A 16,974-nucleotide genomic window follows, 5' to 3' on the forward strand; every position below is an offset into this window, starting at 1 on the left:
ACTTGAAAAGTTGACAAGGTATGTCCCCCGCCAACTTTCAGGAATATTATTATTTTGCCTTATCTCTAAAACGCTTTACTCTTTTCAGTGTACTCAAAGCATAAATGACCAAACCGATAATCGTAACCGCATAGGGAATAGATGCCACCAGATATGAGGAAAATCCTTGCATACCCTCCATCTTACTCCCCAATGCACTGGCGAAACCGAATAATAAGGATGCCAACATTGCACCAACAGGCTCACCTTGCCCCATTGCTTGGGCAGCCAAAGCAATGAAACCACGACCTGCAACAATACCAATGTTCCAACTTTGAGAATAATACATAGACATATATGCACCGCCCAAGCCTGCTAAAGCCCCAGAAATTGCTAATGCAATATACTGTGTTCTCAGCACACTAACGCCAACACTATCTGCCGCATGAGAATTTTCACCTACAGCACGAATTCTAAGTCCCATTGCTGTTTTATACAGTAAAATCCAAACGAGGAATACCAGAAGGAACGCAACATAAGTCAACACTGAATGTCCAGAAAAAATTTGTCCAATTACAGGGATATCCTTTAATAAAGGAATATGAATCTTAGGCGTCAGCATGTTAGGTGTTGTAAGGCTTGCAGTATTTCCTTTTAAACCTGTAAAAAGGTAAAGCAAGAAAACCGTACCTCCACCACCTAATAAATTGACAGCAATACCCGATAGAATGATATCGGTTTTCAATTTCAATGCGAATACAGCCATTATCATTGCCACTAAAATACCTATTACCACAGCACCCAGTACGCCTAGCAGCCAACTGTTTGTCCAATAGGAAAATAGCACGCCAAATAATGCAGAAATCATCATAATTCCTTCAAGACCGATGTTTACCACACCGCCCTTTTCAGCGACAACTGCCGCCAAAGCAGCAAATAAAATAGGAGAAGTAATACGAATGATGGAATAGCCAAAGCTGGCGGAAAATACCATATTAATTAACTGTTCAAACATTATGCATTACCCCCTTCCTTTGCTGTTTCCAGTTGTTTTTTCTGCAATTCTTCTTTTGCGTCTTTTACAACAATCTTCTGACGTGTGCCAGAGAGGAAATGCTCTGCCGCAAAGAATAGGAAGATAACAGCCTGAATAATATCAATCATTTCAGCAGGAACTCCTGCGTAAATAGACATAAGTTCACATCCTCTATTCAAATAAGAGATAAAGAATGCAGCAAATGGAATCATAATGGGATTATTTTTAGCAAGGATTGCAACGGTAATACCTGTCCAGCCATATCCCGGCAAATCAAGCCATAGGAAGGTCTTATATCTACCCAGCATTTCAATAGCGCCACCCATACCGGAAAGCATACCACCAATAACCTGAGATAAAACAATGATCCCCCCAACTTTCATGCCTGAATATTTAGAAAAGGATTCGTTAATACCAATCATGCGGATGGAGTATCCCCAACGTGTGCGATGCATAAAATATGCAGCAATGATGGTTGCAATAATTGCTATTGCAAATCCCCAAGACAACTCTGTGTTTGGAATCATTTTAGGAATTGTAGCGGTATCCAAAAAAGGATACGTCTGGGTAGCACCTTTGCTTCTATCTGCAAAAACATTATTCAAAAAATGTAATATGATAAACATAATAACGTAATTCATCATTAAGGAGCACACCATCTCACTGGCTTTTAACTTAACCTTAATTACAGCGGGAACAATCATAACCAATCCGCCAATGATTGCACCTGCTAATATTGCAACAAAAACATGAACACCTGCGCCCAAAGGAAGATAGATACCGATAACAGCAGCTATAAAACCGCCAAGCATTACTGCACCTTCGCCTCCCAAGTTAAACTGATTGGCAGAGAACATAACGCAAACCGCCAAACCAGTGAAAATAATTGGTGTCATACGAGCAAAAATCGTAAAAATTGATTTAGCGTTTAGTGCACCATTGCTAATAATCGGTTTAACTAACAAACACTCCAAAGCCTTACCGGGATCATCAGCACAAATTAAAATTAAAATAAAAGCAACGAGAATCGCAATGGCAATTGCTACGAATCCACGGAAAAATTCAAACATATTTTGACGCTTATTTTCCATGTATAACTCCTCCTATCTCTTCAGCACTTTGTTGTTTTAAACCTAGCATATATTCACCCATAATGGTGTCATTTAAAACAGCTGTATCTTCAAAATAAGCGGCTATTTTACCGTTATACATGATAATTAAGCTATCGGAAAGCTCCATTACTTCGTTTAAGTCGGCAGAAACCAAAAGAACCGCAGCACCCTCACGGCTTAGTTCAACTAATTTTTTGCGAATAAACTCTGTTGCACCAACATCAATGCCTCGAGTAGGCTGATCTGCAATAATCAAAATAGGTTCGCTGGAAAATTCTCTGGCAACAACAACCTTCTGAATATTACCGCCGGAAAGCATACCAACCTGCTGTCTGCGAGACTTGCATAGGACTTTGTAATCTTTAATCAGCTTATCACTATCCTCATGCATGGCCTTCAAATTGAATAAGGGTCCGTTGTTATACTTTTTATCAGCAGCACGGTCACTCATCAGGTTTTCTTCAATTGTACCGGTGCCTGCAATACCAAATGTCATTCTGTCTTCAGGAATTAAAGAAACACCCATATCTCGAATTTCTCTTTGGGGTCGACCTAAAATGTTTTTCCCATTTACAGTTGCCGCACCATCATCAGGAACATTTAAGTTAAAAAGCATATCAACCAATTCTCGCTGACCGTTGCCTTCAACACCAGCAATTCCTAATATTTCACCTTTTCTTACGTCAAAGGAGAGTTTATCAAGCATTTTTTTATTCCAATCATTGGTATATTCCAAATCACGCACGCTTAAAACGATATCTGTAGGCTGTGCCTGTTCTTTTTCAACCGTAAGAACTACATCACGACCAACCATCAAACGAGAAATTTCTTCTTTTGTAATTTCAGCTGTTTCATGTACGCCCATGGATTTGCCACTACGCATAATGGTAAGTCTATCTGTAATCTGTTTGATTTCGTTCAACTTATGAGAAATGAAGATCAAAGTATAGCCTTGTTCTTTTAAATGCATCAATTCTTTGAATAATTCCTCTGTTTCTTGTGTTGTTAATACGGCGGTTGGCTCATCAAGAATAAGTATTTTCGCCCCACGCACCAATGCTTTTAGAATTTCAACCTTTTGCTTCATGCCAACAGGGATATCTCTTACCTTTGCATGAGGATCTACAAAGAGGTTATATTTTTTTGAAAATTCCTCTGTAATTTCTACTGCTTTTTTGTAATTGATAAATAATTTATTCCCTTGCTTTGGTTCCATCCCCAAAACCATATTTTCGGCTACAGTTAAGCTCGGTACCAACATAAAATGCTGATGCACCATACCGATTCCTTTAGAAATTGCCACAGTTGGCGATGAAAGTGATACTTTTTCCCCATTAATGATAATCTCGCCTTCCGTAGGCTGTTCTAATCCAAAAAGCATTTTCATTAACGTAGATTTACCGGCACCGTTCTCACCCATAAGCGCATGAATTTCTCCACGTCTTACACTAAAGTCAACCCCTTGATTTGCGGCAATCCCGTTTGGATAAACTTTGGTGATCCCTTTCATTTGAACAACGAAATCGTTGTTGTCAGACATTGCGGTTCCCCTCCTCTTTTGCATTTCTTTAAATTAAGCAGAAAGTCCATTTACTTTTTTTAACCATGCACCTTCAAAAAAATTCTTTAAATTGTATCTAAAAAATTTTTTTCAATTTGCATGATACTGCTTAATTTAACAATTTCATTCAAACATTGTCAAAATTAAACAATAAAAGTAAATTAAAGGAAGTTATTTGTTTAAAGGTAAAAGGGGAGCATAAAAGCCCCCCTACATTTTACCAGCATTCAAACGCTTTGATAAAAATCATCAAGGTTTTACTGATTCTCTTAACTGCTGAACTTCGTTTGTCTCATTTCCAATTGCTGTAGGAACTACAACTTCACCTTTGGAAATAGCATCAATTGCAGCTGTTACTTTTTCTTTCACTGCAGCAGGTGTTTTGCTGTCGTAGTTTTTATCTGTAACAACGCCGATGCCGCCTTCTTTCATGCCCAATAAAGTCTGCTGACCGAAATGTTCAACACCCTTATCCCATTCATCAAAGAACCATACCAGAGAATTACCAATGTTCTTCAAACCAGATGTTAATGTGATTGCAGCCATTTCAGGAGAGAAAGTTAATTCCTGATCGGAGTCAACACCGATAAAGTAAGCTTTACCTGTCTCCAATGCTGCTTCAGCAGCGCCATTACCGGAGTTACCAGCAACACCCCAGATGATGTCACACTTTTTATCGTTAATCATAGATTCTGCCAATTCTTTTGCCTTAGCGGGATCAACATAGCTGTTTACATATCTTGTATCAATTTTAATATCAGGGTTGGAATTCTGTGCACCCAGAATAAAGCCATACAAGAAGTCATTGATAACAGGGCTGTCAACGCCACCAACAAAACCGATTACTGCATCTTCGTTAATACCTTCAACGCTTGTCTCTGTTGTCATTGCACCAGCGTAAACGCCAACCAAGTAGCCCAAGTCATTCTGAGCATAGCTTAAGTTTGCAACGTTAGGCAGTGTGTAGGTTGTGTCATCATAAATGAGGTACTTCTGATCAGGGAACTGTTCAGCAACATTCTTCAGGTAATCTGGCATCTGGTATGTACCACAGATAATCAGATCATATTCGCCGGAAGCGGAAACCTCTTCCAAATATCCCTGCCATTTTGCTTGATCTTCTGTTGTACCACCCATCTCGATGGTTTTGAAATCAATTCTCCCATCGGCTTTCAATTTCTCCAGACCAGCTTGTGCGGAGTCAAAGAAGGATTTGTCACCCAAAGTACCGTTTACCAGGTTGCAAACCTTATAAACCTTTTTGTCTCCCTCTGCAGCATCTCCTTTATTAGCGTCTGTGTTGGCTTTGCTACCACAACCAGCCAGCATGGAAACAGCCAGTGCAGAAGCAAGAAGCATGGAAAGCAATTTTTTCATAGTTTTTCTCCCTTTCTTTTTGCATATTTTTTAATACTATTTGCAAAAGCGTCATAATCATACGAGCTTTCGCATATGGATATTTTACCTCTATTGCTCAATTTTGTCAATAAATTACCACTATCTGGTCTAAAATTTGTATGAAATGTTTGTTATTTTACGACAATCACTGCGTTTTTATACGTTTGTAATATGGCAGACATTGAATCAAAATGACTATTTGTGAATTATTGAGTAATTATTTACCAATTTATTATTTATGACTAAATCTATTTTTCTTGCAGTAAATAGAAGTTTTAGCATTCACTGATATATATGAGAAATGAGATTAGAAAGATTTATGCTACATTTCATAAAGAAAGCCCTATTTGTTTGGTTTTCACCTAATCAAACGGGGCTTTTTTCGGTTCAGTTAAAACGTTTCAGAGATAATCATTTTAATAAATAATTACTTTATTCAATTCTGCAAAGCTTAAAAATCTGTTTCTGTTATTACTCACCACGGCTAAAAAGGCTTTTCTTCTTTTTAGGCTGTTCTGCCTGAGGAGGAGCTTCATTGGATAAATTAGGCTCTCTTTTGCCGAAAACTTCACCCTTTACAACAGGAACACGAACACCCTTATTCATACCAAATTCAATGATGAAACATTCGTAAGTGATATCTACAACTTTGCCAAACAAGCCGCTATTGGTCACGATTGAGTCACCCACTGCAATGGCGCTTCTCATTTCAGCCATTTGTTTTTCTCTTTTCTGATTGGGTCTTACAGAAAGAAAATACATTACACCAACTAAAAGGATGCAGTAAAGAACGATTAACATAACTGGGTTACTGGCAGCAAAGGAACCAAAAATATTGCCACCACCAGAAGTTGCTGGAGCAGCAGCAGTACCGCCACTACTAGGCAAAATTGTAGTGCTTGTGTCTAATAAAAATGGTACGAATGACATTTGTATCTCTCCTAACATATTTTTCTTTAGGTTTGAAGTGTACATAAGTACCAAACTTCAAACTATGATTGTGCAATAAGACAATTATATATAAAAATCAATTTTACGTCAAGGAATTATTTCCCTTTCGATTTTTCAAATCCTTCTAACTTTGCTTTTTTATACGCAGGGAACCGATCTTCATCCAGTGCTTGTCTGATTTCTTCCATCATGGTGTTGAAAAAGTAAAGATTATGCATCACGCACAAGCGCATTGCCAACATTTCCTTCGCTTTAAAGAGATGACGAATGTAAGCTCTTGTATATCTTCGGCAAACAGGGCAATCACAGCTTTCATCGATGGGAGCCTCATCCAACTCATATTTTGCGTTCATCAAGTTCAGTTTACCCGCATTGGTATAAACATGAGCATGTCGACCATTTCTTGCAGGCAAAACGCAGTCAAAAAAGTCAACCCCTCGTTCCACGGATTCTAAAATATTTTCCGGAGTACCAACACCCATAAGATAGGTAGGTTTATTTTGAGGTAGATATGGCACAACCTCCTCCAATATATGATACATTTCAGCATGGGTTTCCCCTACTGCAAGACCGCCCACTGCATAGCCATCCAAATCTAATTCGGATATACGTTTTGCATGCTCGATGCGGATATCTGGGTAAATTGCACCTTGGTTTATGCCAAAAAGCATCTGCTTTTTATTTATGGTATCATCCAAGTTATTTAGTCTTGTCATTTCCTTTTTGCAGCGTTCCAACCATCGTGTCGTACGAGCAACAGATGCTTCAACATAAGGTCGTTCAGCAGGGATGCCAATACATTCATCAAAGGCCATAGCAATGGTAGAGGCAAGATTGGATTGAATTTGCATACTCTCCTCAGGGCCCATAAAAATTTTTCTGCCATCAATATGGGAATTAAAAAGTACACCTTCTTCGGTAATCTTTCTGAGAGAGGTTAGGGAGAATACCTGAAATCCACCGGAATCAGTGAGAATCGGTTTGTCCCAAACCATAAATTTATGCAATCCACCAAGTTTCTTTACCACTGTATCACCGGGACGCAAATGTAAATGATAGGTGTTTGACAACTCCACCTGACATTTGATCTGTTCCAAATCTTCTGTTGATAAGGCGCCCTTAATCGCCGCCAATGTTCCTACATTCATAAAAACTGGAGTTTGGATGACTCCATGGGGGGTGTGAAACTCACCGCGTTTCGCTCTTCCGCAAGTTTTTAATAATTTATACATAATTCTCCTCGTTTCTATTTTTACATACGTAAATACTATAATAACGTTTTTCCATTTTTTTATCAAGAATATTTATACTTTTCTGATAAATATAATCTCAATTCTTTTGTTTTTTCCAAGAACATGATATAATAATCTGATTCATGGCATAAAAATGGAAATTTTCTACTTAGTAGGTTGACCTAATTTTGGATTTTTATTTTTTGCTTAAATTCACTTGCTATGAGTATCTTTTAATTGAGCTTTATATCTTGTGGAATTTATTATTTAATTGGGCTTTTTTTATTTATGTATTTGGATATATTATGTTGAATAAAATCTGATTTGCCCACCTTCTATTTTATATTATTTGAGAGAATGAACGGAGTTAAAACAATGAGCATACAATTAATTGCAAGTACAACCTTTGGGCTGGAATCTGTGGTAAAACGTGAGTGTCAAGCCCTTGGATTTCAAAATATTAACACTGCCGATGGCAAGGTTGAGTTTTCAGGAGACGAAAAAGACATAGTAAAAGCAAACCTCTGGCTGCGTTGTGCAGGTAGAGTGTGGGTAAAAATGGGAACTTTTACAGCAGTAACTTTTACCGAATTATTTGATAGAACAAAAGCTTTACCATGGGGTGATTGGATTCCTGAGGATGGAAAGTTTACTGTTGTTGGAAAATCTGTAAAATCAACGCTTTTTAGTGTGCCAGATTGTCAGGCCATTGTAAAGAAAGCCATTGTAGAAAAATTGAAAGAAAAATATCAAACCGATTGGTTTGATGAAACGGGTGCTTCTTATACCATTCAAGTTGGTATTTTAAAAGATGTTGTTACCTTGGCGATTGATAGCAGTGGTTCTGGCTTACACATGAGAGGTTATCGTGCCAACGCCTTGGATGCACCGCTAAAGGAATCCATCGCTTCTGCCATGGTGCAGCTGAGCTACTGGCGTAAGGATAGAATTTTACTGGATCCTTTTTGTGGTTCCGGGACCATCCCCATTGAAGCTGCTATGCTTGCTAGAAATATTGCTCCTGGTCTGCAAAGAAAATTTGCCAGTGAGGAATGGGGGCGCATTGGTAAAGAGCTTTGGAAAAAAGCTAGAGCAGAGGCTTATCAAGCAATTGATTATGATGTTACCCCTGAAATTTATGGAAGTGATATTGACCCAGCTGCCATCGCCCTTGCAAAGGAAAACGCAGAAAAAGCGGGTGTGGATGATTGCATCACTTTTGAGGTTAAACCTTCTCAAGAAATCACCTTACAAGGAAAATATGGTGTCTTAATCACAAATCCTCCTTATGGTGAGCGAATTGGTGAGTTAAAGGAAGTTGAAGAAATGTATCGTGCCTTAGGCGCAACGATGAAAAGTGATCGTACATGGTCAACATATGTCATTACATCCATGGAATATTTTGAAACTTTGTTCGGAAGACAGGCGGATAAAAAAAGAAAATTGTTCAATGGTCGTATTAAAACCGATTATTATCAATTTGAAGGGCCAAAACCACCCCGTGCATAAAAATAAAACTGCATTGCCTTCATCGGCTTTGCAGTTTTTTTATAGTTTAAATAGAAAAACCCTTCGTAAACGAAGGGCGGAAAATTATAAATTAATAAAAATAATTGCTTAACACAAAACAGCTGCCAATTCCTCAACAGCCAGTGCCTCATCTACGCCATCTGCAATAATTGTAGCAGTCTGGCCCTCCTTCATGTTTAACGCAATGGTACCCATAATGCTTTTTGCGTTAATTTTTTTTTCATCAATACTCACTTGGATTTCCGCATTGAACTTGCTTGCAGTCTGCACGAAATAAGCAGCCTGTCTTGCGTCTAAAGATGTTTTGATTGTCACTGTTCTCTGAGTCATTTTTCTTCACCCTTACCCTCTCTGAGCGTCTCTGCTAAATTGCTGATTTTACGCAGTCTGTGATTTACACCAGATTTGCCTACAGGTTCTGTTAAAAAGGTTCCCAATTCCTTAAGGCTAGTATCCGGATATTCCAACCGGAGCCTCGCAACCTCCTCTAACTGCTTAGGGAGTTTGTCCAGCCCGATAGTTTGTTGGATATATGTAATATCTTCCAATTGTTTGACCGCCGCAAGTACCACTTTATTGAGATTTGCTGTTTCGCAATTGACTTTTCTGTTAATATCGTTTCGCATTTCTTTTACAATACGTACGTTTTCCAGATTCATCAGTGCAATATGGGCACCCATAACGTTCAACAAATCTACAATTTGCTCCCCTTCTTTTAGGTAAACAATAAAATGATCTTTCCGCTCTACCACTTTTGAGTCGAGATCAAAAGTATTTACCAAATCACGAAGCTGTATCGCTAATTCGTAAGATGGCAAAACAAACTCTAAATGATAGTTTTTTTCAGGGTTGTTTACAGAACCAACCGAAATAAATGCTCCCCGGATGTACGCACGTCGACAACATATACTGCTGACTACCGTGGGATACATCTTGTTTCGAATGATTGTAGTACCATTCTCGGTCAACCAAATACCCGTTGCTCTAAGTAACCTTTCAACCTGGTCAGAATCTTTTAGTATAAGAACATAGACCTTTGATTTGCGTTTTTTACCGCCTGATTTGATAAATATTTCACTGTTAATATTAAAAGTATTTTTCAATAATGTAAAGCATTTTTTCGCGACAAGGTAGTTCTCTGTTTGTATTTTTAAACAAAAAATATCATTAAAATAACGAATTTGACCACAAATATTTATGATGGCTGCAAGTTCAGCTATATTGCAATGTCTTGCATTCCCAAAATGTTCGAATAACTCTTGCTTTACCTTAGATGAAAATGACAAATTTGAGCCTCCTTGCAAGTTTTTACACATTACGAAAAGTTTATGATTGCTTTTTGTGACGTCCATCTTTCTCCATGTCATTATGCTTTAGTAAAAGTGTGTGCTTATTTTTATCCAAAGCGTTATATAATGCATTTGCCAATGTAACTGAACGATGTTTGCCTCCAGTACATCCTATGCTGATAACAAGACTATTTTTCCCCTCTTTTACATAAAGAGGCAATAAAAATTCAACCATTTCCACCAATTTTTTCAAAAAATCTTGGCTTTCCTGGAAGGACATTACATAATCGCTCACAGGGGATTCATTCCCTGTCATCTCCTTTAACTCCTGAATATAAAATGGATTGGGCAGAAAACGAACATCAAAAACCAAATCGCTGTCTACAGGGATACCATATTTAAAACCAAAGGAGCAAACAGTAACCACCAGATTATCAAATTGCTGATTCTCCACAAAAATGCGATTAATCTGAGCCTTTAATTCCCTCGTGAGCACATTTGTTGTATCTAATATATAGGTTGCCCGACTCTTAACCTCCTGCAGCATTTCTCTCTCTAACAGGATTCCATCTTCGATGGAACCTTTTTTAGAAAGGGGGTGACTGCGGCGTGTTTCCTTATAACGTTTTATTAATGCGTTATCAGAAGCATCTAAAAAAATGATTTCATATTGATAGCCTTTTTCCTCTAAGGAGAACAAAACCTGAAACAGGTCGTTAAACAGTTTTCCACCACGAATATCAACTCCCATGGCAACCCGTTCAATTTCTCCTTCCTGCTCATAGCAAAGCTCGGCAAACTTAGGTATTAAAGCAGGGGGCAGATTATCCACACAGAAAAAATTTATATCTTCTAAGAACCTAAGAACAGAAGATTTTCCTGCTCCGGACATACCCGTAACTACAACGAACCTCATATATCATCTTCTCCTTTGTTACACTTAAAATTCCCCAACAATTTTCACTTCTGTCTCCAAAGAGACACCGAATTTATCAAACACTGTTTGCTGGCAAAAGGAAATTAAATCAAGGATATCTTGTGTTGTGGCATTACCTTTATTTATTACGAAACCGGCATGCTTTTCAGAAACCTGTGCACCGCCAATGCTCTTACCTTTTAAATCTGCATCTTGTATTAATTTACCTGCAAAATATCCCTCAGGACGTTTAAAAGTACTGCCTGCACTAGGAAATTGCAAAGGCTGTTTCTCTCTTCGTTGCTCCCCAAGTTCCTTCATTCTGTTTTTAATTTCATCTATATTTCCCTTTTTCAGGCGTAGAATAGCATTTAAGAGAATATATTCTTTTTCTGGTAAAACACTGTGACGATAGGATAAGTGTAAATCTTCAGCCAGAATGGTTTTTACCTCTAATTCTTTTGTTAAAATATCTGCCGAAATTAAAACATCCTTCATTTCCCCGCCATAGGCACCAGCATTCATGGTAACGGCACCACCTAATGAACCTGGAATGCCCGAAGCAAATTCCAGCCCTGTCAGACTATTTTCTGCCGCCTTTGCGGATAAAGTGGATAGTAATACGCCACCTTGGGCATAAATGGTTTCTCCATCTACTGATATTTCAGACATTCTTCCGCCAATATGCAACACTGCACCACGAATGCCCTTATCACTGACCAAAAGATTACTTCCATTCCCAATAACCAAAATAGGTATGTGGTGTTTCTGCAAAATCTCAATGCTTGCTTTTACTTCCTCCAAGCTCTTTGGCATAATAAAAATATCCGCAGGCCCACCTGTACGAAAAGTAGTATGTCCACTCATTGGTTCTGCCAATGCAACGGCATCCTCACCAAGTTTTAGGCGTAATGCCTCAACTACTGTATCCATTTAGTCACCTTCCTATTCTGCCTCAGTACGATTGTTTTTTAATATCTTATTCTCAAATTCTACTGCTGTGCTAGTTCCCATTTTCTTCTGGCGGTTACTGATTGCCGCAGACTCACAAATTACTGCAACGTTTCTGCCGGGACGAATGGGAATGGTATTACAAAGTACTTTATTCCCTAAAATTTCGATATATTCCTCACTTAAGCCCAAACGGTCATAAGAGCATTGGTTTCCATCCCAAATCTCAAGTTTGATTACCAGATCAATGGATTTTAACTGTTTTACTGCACCAATACCAAATAATTCTTTTACATTAATAACACCGATGCCTCGTAATTCAATAAGATACCGAATCAGCTCTGGGCAAGTGCCTACAAGGGTCTGATCTGCAATTTTTTTAATTTCAACCGCATCATCGGCAATCAAACGATGACCTCTTTTAATCAGCTCCAACGCAGTTTCACTCTTACCGATGCCGCTGGCACCAGTAATCAGTACACCCTCCCCATAAATATCTACCAAAACACCATGCATCATAACACGATCCGCCAGTTCTCCTCGTAACCACATAATCAGTTCCGCGGCAAGGTCCGTGGTGGTTTTATTTGTCCGAAAAATGGGGATGCCATATTTTCTTCCATAATAAAGCATTTCAGGAAAAACCTCTAGATTTTTGCAAATAATTAAGCATGGAATATGATATTCAAATAACTGACAAATGGCTTCATCCCTTGCTTGGGCATTCAATGTTTGTAAATACCCATGCTCAACTCTGCCGATAATTTGTAATCTATCATTATCAAAACGATGATAAAACCCAGTAAGCTGTAACGCAGGACGATTGATTTCTTTACGGGTTATCACTCTTCCAGAAATATCTATCTCAGGTAAAATTGCTTCCAATTGAAATTCTTCAACTATTTTTGTTAGTTTTGCACTGTACATAAAAACCTCCTAAGGCTTCAAACTTATACCTACTGCTATCATAACCCAAAAAGGTTAATTTTGCAATTCATCCTGATGGAAAAAGGCATAAACCTGCTCCGCCGAAGGAATGTTCATTTCTGTTACTTCTAAAAGGTCTCCCACCTCGGCACGAGCAATGTCCTCTATAGAGCCAAAATGCCGCATCAAAGCCTTTCTGCGAACTTCGCCAATCCCTTTGATATCCTCTAAAACAGAATGAAGCCCTGCCTCTTGCCTTAGTTTTCGATGATAGGTTATTGCAAAGCGGTGAACCTCATCTTGTATTCTTGTCAGAAGCTTAAAACCTTCAGAAGTATAGGGTATTTTGATTTCTTCGCCATCAAATAGCAGTCCTCGTGTACGATGCTTATCATCCTTTATCATGCCGCAAACAGGAATATTCATACCAAAGGATAGTAAAACCTCCTCGGCAGCGCTTACTTGTATTTTTCCGCCATCCATAAAAATCAAATCAGGCAGACGGGTAAAGCTGCTGGTTTTACCCTCAGCCTTTTCCTTTAATGCATGATTCAGGCGACGGGTAATGACTTCCTTCATTGAGGCATAATCATTGGCACCAATGACTGTTTTGATGCGAAACTTTCGGTAATCACTATTTTTCGATTTACCGTCTTCAAAAACCACCATAGAACCAACGGATTCAAATCCTTGGGTATTGGAAATATCATATGCCTCAACCCGGTGTAATGTCCCTTCGATTCCTAAAGCCTGGCGCAGCTCCTCCATCGCCCCTTTGGTGCGCTGTTCCTCTCTTCTAAGCTTTTCACCAAACTGTTCAAAAATCAGCATTGCATTTTTATGAGCCAGTTCAACCAGTTTCTGTTTTTCTCCTTTTATTGGAACGGTAAAAACAACTTTACCTTCCCTTTTTCCCGAGAAATATTCTAACAAAAGTTCTTTTTCCTCGGGAACCAAGTCCTCTTGCAGAATAATTTCCCTGGGAATATAAGCAGTACCTGTATAAAATTGCTGAACAAAAGCAGTTAATATTTCACTGCGGCTTTGCTCTTCCGAAGCGGTCATGGTGAAGTTTTCTCTTCCTGTCATTTTTCCATCACGGATAAAGAAAACTTGAACCAAGCATTCATGGAAGGCACGAACCATTGCGATGACATCAGCATCACCCACAGACATATTTGCCATCTTTTGTTTTTGAGCAACACTCTGCACAGCACGAATTTTGTCTCTTAATGCCGCAGCTTTTTCGTAGTCCATATTTTCTGCAGCTTCTGCCATTTCAGCTTCCATTTTTTTACGAATGCCGTCATGCTTTCCTTCCAGAAAATCCATGGCATCCTTGATAAATTCCTTATACTCATCAGATGCTATTGCGCCACTGCATGGTGCTAGGCACTGCCCAATATGATGATTTAAACAAGGACGTTCCTTTCCGATTTCTTTTGGTAGGTTTTTTTTGCATTTACGAATGGGAAATAGCTTATGCAACGTTTCTACAGTCTCTTTCACTGCCAAACCATCGGTATAAGGGCCATAGTATTTAGCTTTATCTTTATCCAAACGCCTTGTAATAAAAATTCGAGGAAATTCCTCTTGAATGGTCACCTTAATATAGGGATAGGATTTGTCATCCTTCAGCATGATGTTGTAATAAGGCTCATGTTGTTTAATTAAATTACATTCTAAAATCAATGCTTCCAGTTCTGAATCGGTAACAATATACTCAAATTCCACAATCTGCGGTACCATTGCTCTGGTTTTTGCAGTTAGATTTTTGTTGCTCTGAAAATATTGGCGAACTCTATTTTTTAAATTAATTGCCTTCCCTACATATATAATGTGTCCCTTATCATTTTTCATAAGGTAAACCCCTGGTTTTTGGGGAAGCTTCTTTAATTCTTCGCTGATATCAAACACGTTCTCACCTTCTCTATGAGCGTATGTGTAGCTTTCCTAAAATGCTTAATTTCTACGATTTTACACACGTATTGCTCTATTCATCCTATTTTAATTTTATCTGAAACGGATTTTTTGAGAAAAACCCCATATTTACAATTATTTATAAACACAATGCAAAAAAGACAGGCCATGAAGACGACCTTTTGTCTCTTACCGAATACATAGTATTATAAAGGACTTCAAGTAAAATAGGAAGAGGTTTTGTAAATACTTTGATGGCTATTTGTGTTATAAAAGCTTTGGTGAAATTTTATTTAGATACGTTATCTTTCGTTTTTTTAAGGTATGTTTAAATGAAAGGAAGTAAAATGAACCAAAAAGCTTGAAAGGATGAAATGAATGAAACGAATGATATCAACTTTGCTTTGTTTAACGTTACTGCTAGGTTCAACCGGTTGCAGCAATGCCCAAGGAGCAGAATCTGACAGTAAGGAATACGCCAATGCTCTTTTTAACGACAGCTATGTACATACCATAGATATTCAAATTGATGAGGATAGCTGGGCAGACTTACTGGAAAATCCAATGGAGAAAACGAAGTATAAATCCACCGTTGTAATTGATGGAAACACGGTTGAAAATGTTTCCTTTGCCACAAAAGGAAACTCTTCTCTTTCTCAGGTGGCAGATAGTGAAAGTGATCGGTATAGTTTTAAAATCAATTTTGGCAAATTTACAGAAGGCCAAACTTATGTTGGTTTGGATAAATTAAATTTGCAAAATATATGCTCCGATGCCACTTATATGAAAGACTATTTGGCGTATGAAATCATGAAAGAAAGCGGTGTTGCATCTCCCCTTACAAGCTATGTTTCCCTTTCCATTAACGGTGAGGTCTATGGTTTATACTTGGCTTTAGAGGATATAAGCGATTCTTTCTTGGAACGGACCTATGGCGCAGATTACGGAGAGCTTTATAAGCCGGAAACCGAAATGTTAGGCAATATGGGACAGCATGATAAGAAAAACATGGAGCCTCCCCAGGGTATGGAAATGCCGGAAGGCATGGAACGCCCTGAAAATGACACACAAAGACAAATACCTACTAACGAAGAAAAAACAGATATGCCTAAGGGCGAAGGACAACGTCCACAGGGAGGAATGGGTATGGGTGGTACAGCAAAAGGTGCTGACCTTGTCTATACCGATGATGAAATATCCAGCTATTCTGATATTTTTGATAATGCCGAAACGGATGCTACAGATGAAGACAAGACACGCTTAATTCAAGCATTAAAACAATTATCAACAGGAGAAGACTTGGAAAAATGTGTGGATGTCGATGCAGTGATTCGCTATTTTGTGGCACACAATTTCGTATTGAATGGTGACAGCTATACCGGCTCTATGCTGCACAACTATTGGCTTTATGAGGACGACGGAATCCTGTCTATGCTCCCATGGGACTATAATCTTGCCTTTGGTGGATTCCATATGAAAGGTGATAATGATGCAACAAGCATTGTAAATACAGCCATTGATACGCCTTTAGATGAACAAAATGTAGGCAATAGGCCTATGTGGGATAAGGTGATGGCAAAGGAAGAAAATTTACAGCTATATCATGAATATTTTAACACTTTAATTACTGATTACTTTGAGTCCGGCAAATTTGAAAGCACGGTTAGTCGTGTTTCTGCAATGATTCGACCTTACGTAGAAAGTGATCCAACTGCGTGGTATACAGTCGAAGAATTTGACACAGCTGTGGATACCATTACCCAATTCTGTCTCCTTCGTGCCCAGAGCATTCGCAGTCAGCTTGATGGCACCCTTGCTTCTACCACGGCAGAACAAAAAACAGCAAATTTGATAGATGCAAGTACAATTGACATCTCCACCATGGGAAGTCAAGGAAAAGGCAGAGGAGATGAGGGAAAAAGAAATCCCCAAGAAGAAAAAGCAGTAACAGCCGAAAAAGAAAAATGATTTGCTAAAATTTAGATTGAAAAGTTTATAAATAAAGTTTAACAAGGCTTGAAATTGTTGAAACAGCAATTTCAAGCCTTAAAATCTAAAAAAACCTTCTATGTAGCAAAGGTATTTTCATAAACACCAATCTCCATAGAAGGTTTTGATATTAAAAGATAACCTATCTCATTGGAATTGCAGACAAACAATCTATTACCTAGG

General features: G+C 38.4%; 14 protein-coding genes. 2 read left to right on the plus strand and 12 right to left on the minus strand.

Translation table 11 applies throughout. The annotated features are described in order from the left end of the window. Window positions 1-49 precede the first annotated feature (49 nt). The 6 genes from NE558_RS09400 to tgt all read right to left on the minus strand — a co-directional run bounded on the left by NE558_RS09400 (window position 50) and on the right by tgt (window position 7,269). Window positions 50-994 carry an ABC transporter permease gene (locus NE558_RS09400; protein WP_256149782.1) on the minus strand — a complete coding sequence of 315 codons (945 nt, stop codon included), beginning with the start codon at window positions 992-994 and terminating at the stop codon, window positions 50-52. Continuing rightward, entirely contained in the window at window positions 994-2,106 is a 1,113-nt protein-coding gene (locus NE558_RS09405) for an ABC transporter permease (RefSeq protein ID WP_256149783.1), read from the minus strand. The genes NE558_RS09400 and NE558_RS09405 overlap by 1 nt, the downstream gene beginning before the upstream one ends. Then, entirely contained in the window at window positions 2,096-3,667 is a 1,572-nt protein-coding gene (locus NE558_RS09410; RefSeq protein WP_256149784.1) for an ABC transporter ATP-binding protein, read from the minus strand. The genes NE558_RS09405 and NE558_RS09410 overlap by 11 nt, the downstream gene beginning before the upstream one ends. Before the next feature lie 270 nt (window positions 3,668-3,937). Then, window positions 3,938-5,065, minus strand: a complete 1,128-nt coding sequence (locus NE558_RS09415; RefSeq protein WP_256149785.1) for a BMP family ABC transporter substrate-binding protein — start codon at window positions 5,063-5,065, stop codon at window positions 3,938-3,940. 492 nt (window positions 5,066-5,557) lie between these two features. Beyond that, window positions 5,558-6,016, minus strand: a complete 459-nt coding sequence (gene yajC / locus NE558_RS09420) for a preprotein translocase subunit YajC (protein WP_256149786.1) — start codon at window positions 6,014-6,016, stop codon at window positions 5,558-5,560. Between the two features lie 116 nt (window positions 6,017-6,132). After that, entirely contained in the window at window positions 6,133-7,269 is a 1,137-nt protein-coding gene (gene tgt / locus NE558_RS09425; protein WP_256149787.1) for a tRNA guanosine(34) transglycosylase Tgt, read from the minus strand. A gap of 375 nt (window positions 7,270-7,644) precedes the next feature. On the opposite strand from tgt, the gene NE558_RS09430 reads away from it, so the two are divergent. After that, window positions 7,645-8,778, plus strand: a complete 1,134-nt coding sequence (locus tag NE558_RS09430) for a THUMP domain-containing class I SAM-dependent RNA methyltransferase (protein ID WP_256149788.1) — start codon at window positions 7,645-7,647, stop codon at window positions 8,776-8,778. 108 nt (window positions 8,779-8,886) lie between these two features. Here the strand turns inward: NE558_RS09430 and NE558_RS09435 are convergent, their stop codons facing one another. The 6 genes from NE558_RS09435 to uvrC are packed head-to-tail and all read right to left on the minus strand — an operon-like array spanning window position 8,887 to window position 14,799. Beyond that, window positions 8,887-9,129: an HPr family phosphocarrier protein gene (locus tag NE558_RS09435; RefSeq protein ID WP_256149790.1), complete on the minus strand. Its 243-nt coding sequence runs from the start codon at window positions 9,127-9,129 to the stop codon at window positions 8,887-8,889. Beyond that, on the minus strand, window positions 9,126-10,085 hold the full coding sequence (gene whiA, locus NE558_RS09440; RefSeq protein WP_256149791.1) for a DNA-binding protein WhiA: 960 nt from the start codon (window positions 10,083-10,085) through the stop codon (window positions 9,126-9,128). Before whiA ends, NE558_RS09435 begins: the two co-directional genes overlap by 4 nt. 40 nt (window positions 10,086-10,125) lie before the next feature. Beyond that, window positions 10,126-11,004, minus strand: a complete 879-nt coding sequence (gene rapZ, locus NE558_RS09445; RefSeq protein ID WP_256149792.1) for an RNase adapter RapZ — start codon at window positions 11,002-11,004, stop codon at window positions 10,126-10,128. A 24-nt stretch (window positions 11,005-11,028) separates the two neighbouring features. Next, a complete protein-coding gene (gene murB / locus NE558_RS09450; protein ID WP_256149793.1) occupies window positions 11,029-11,937 on the minus strand; it encodes a UDP-N-acetylmuramate dehydrogenase in 909 nt (302 codons plus the stop codon). A 12-nt stretch (window positions 11,938-11,949) separates the two neighbouring features. After that, complete coding sequence (gene hprK, locus NE558_RS09455; RefSeq protein WP_256149794.1) at window positions 11,950-12,882, minus strand: HPr(Ser) kinase/phosphatase; 933 nt, start codon at window positions 12,880-12,882, stop codon at window positions 11,950-11,952. Window positions 12,883-12,936: 54 nt separating this feature from the next. Beyond that, window positions 12,937-14,799, minus strand: coding sequence for an excinuclease ABC subunit UvrC (gene uvrC, locus NE558_RS09460; protein ID WP_256149796.1), 1,863 nt, complete (start codon window positions 14,797-14,799; stop codon window positions 12,937-12,939). Between the two features lie 381 nt (window positions 14,800-15,180). Between uvrC and NE558_RS09465 the strand changes: the two genes are divergently transcribed. Further along, the gene (locus NE558_RS09465) at window positions 15,181-16,770 is read left to right on the plus strand and encodes a CotH kinase family protein (protein WP_256149797.1); all 1,590 of its coding nucleotides are present in this window, start codon (window positions 15,181-15,183) and stop codon (window positions 16,768-16,770) included. Window positions 16,771-16,974: the final 204 nt, after the last annotated feature.

This window comes from Anaerotignum propionicum (genome assembly GCF_024461735.1).
Classification (GTDB): Bacteria; Bacillota; Clostridia; order Lachnospirales; family Anaerotignaceae; genus Chakrabartyella.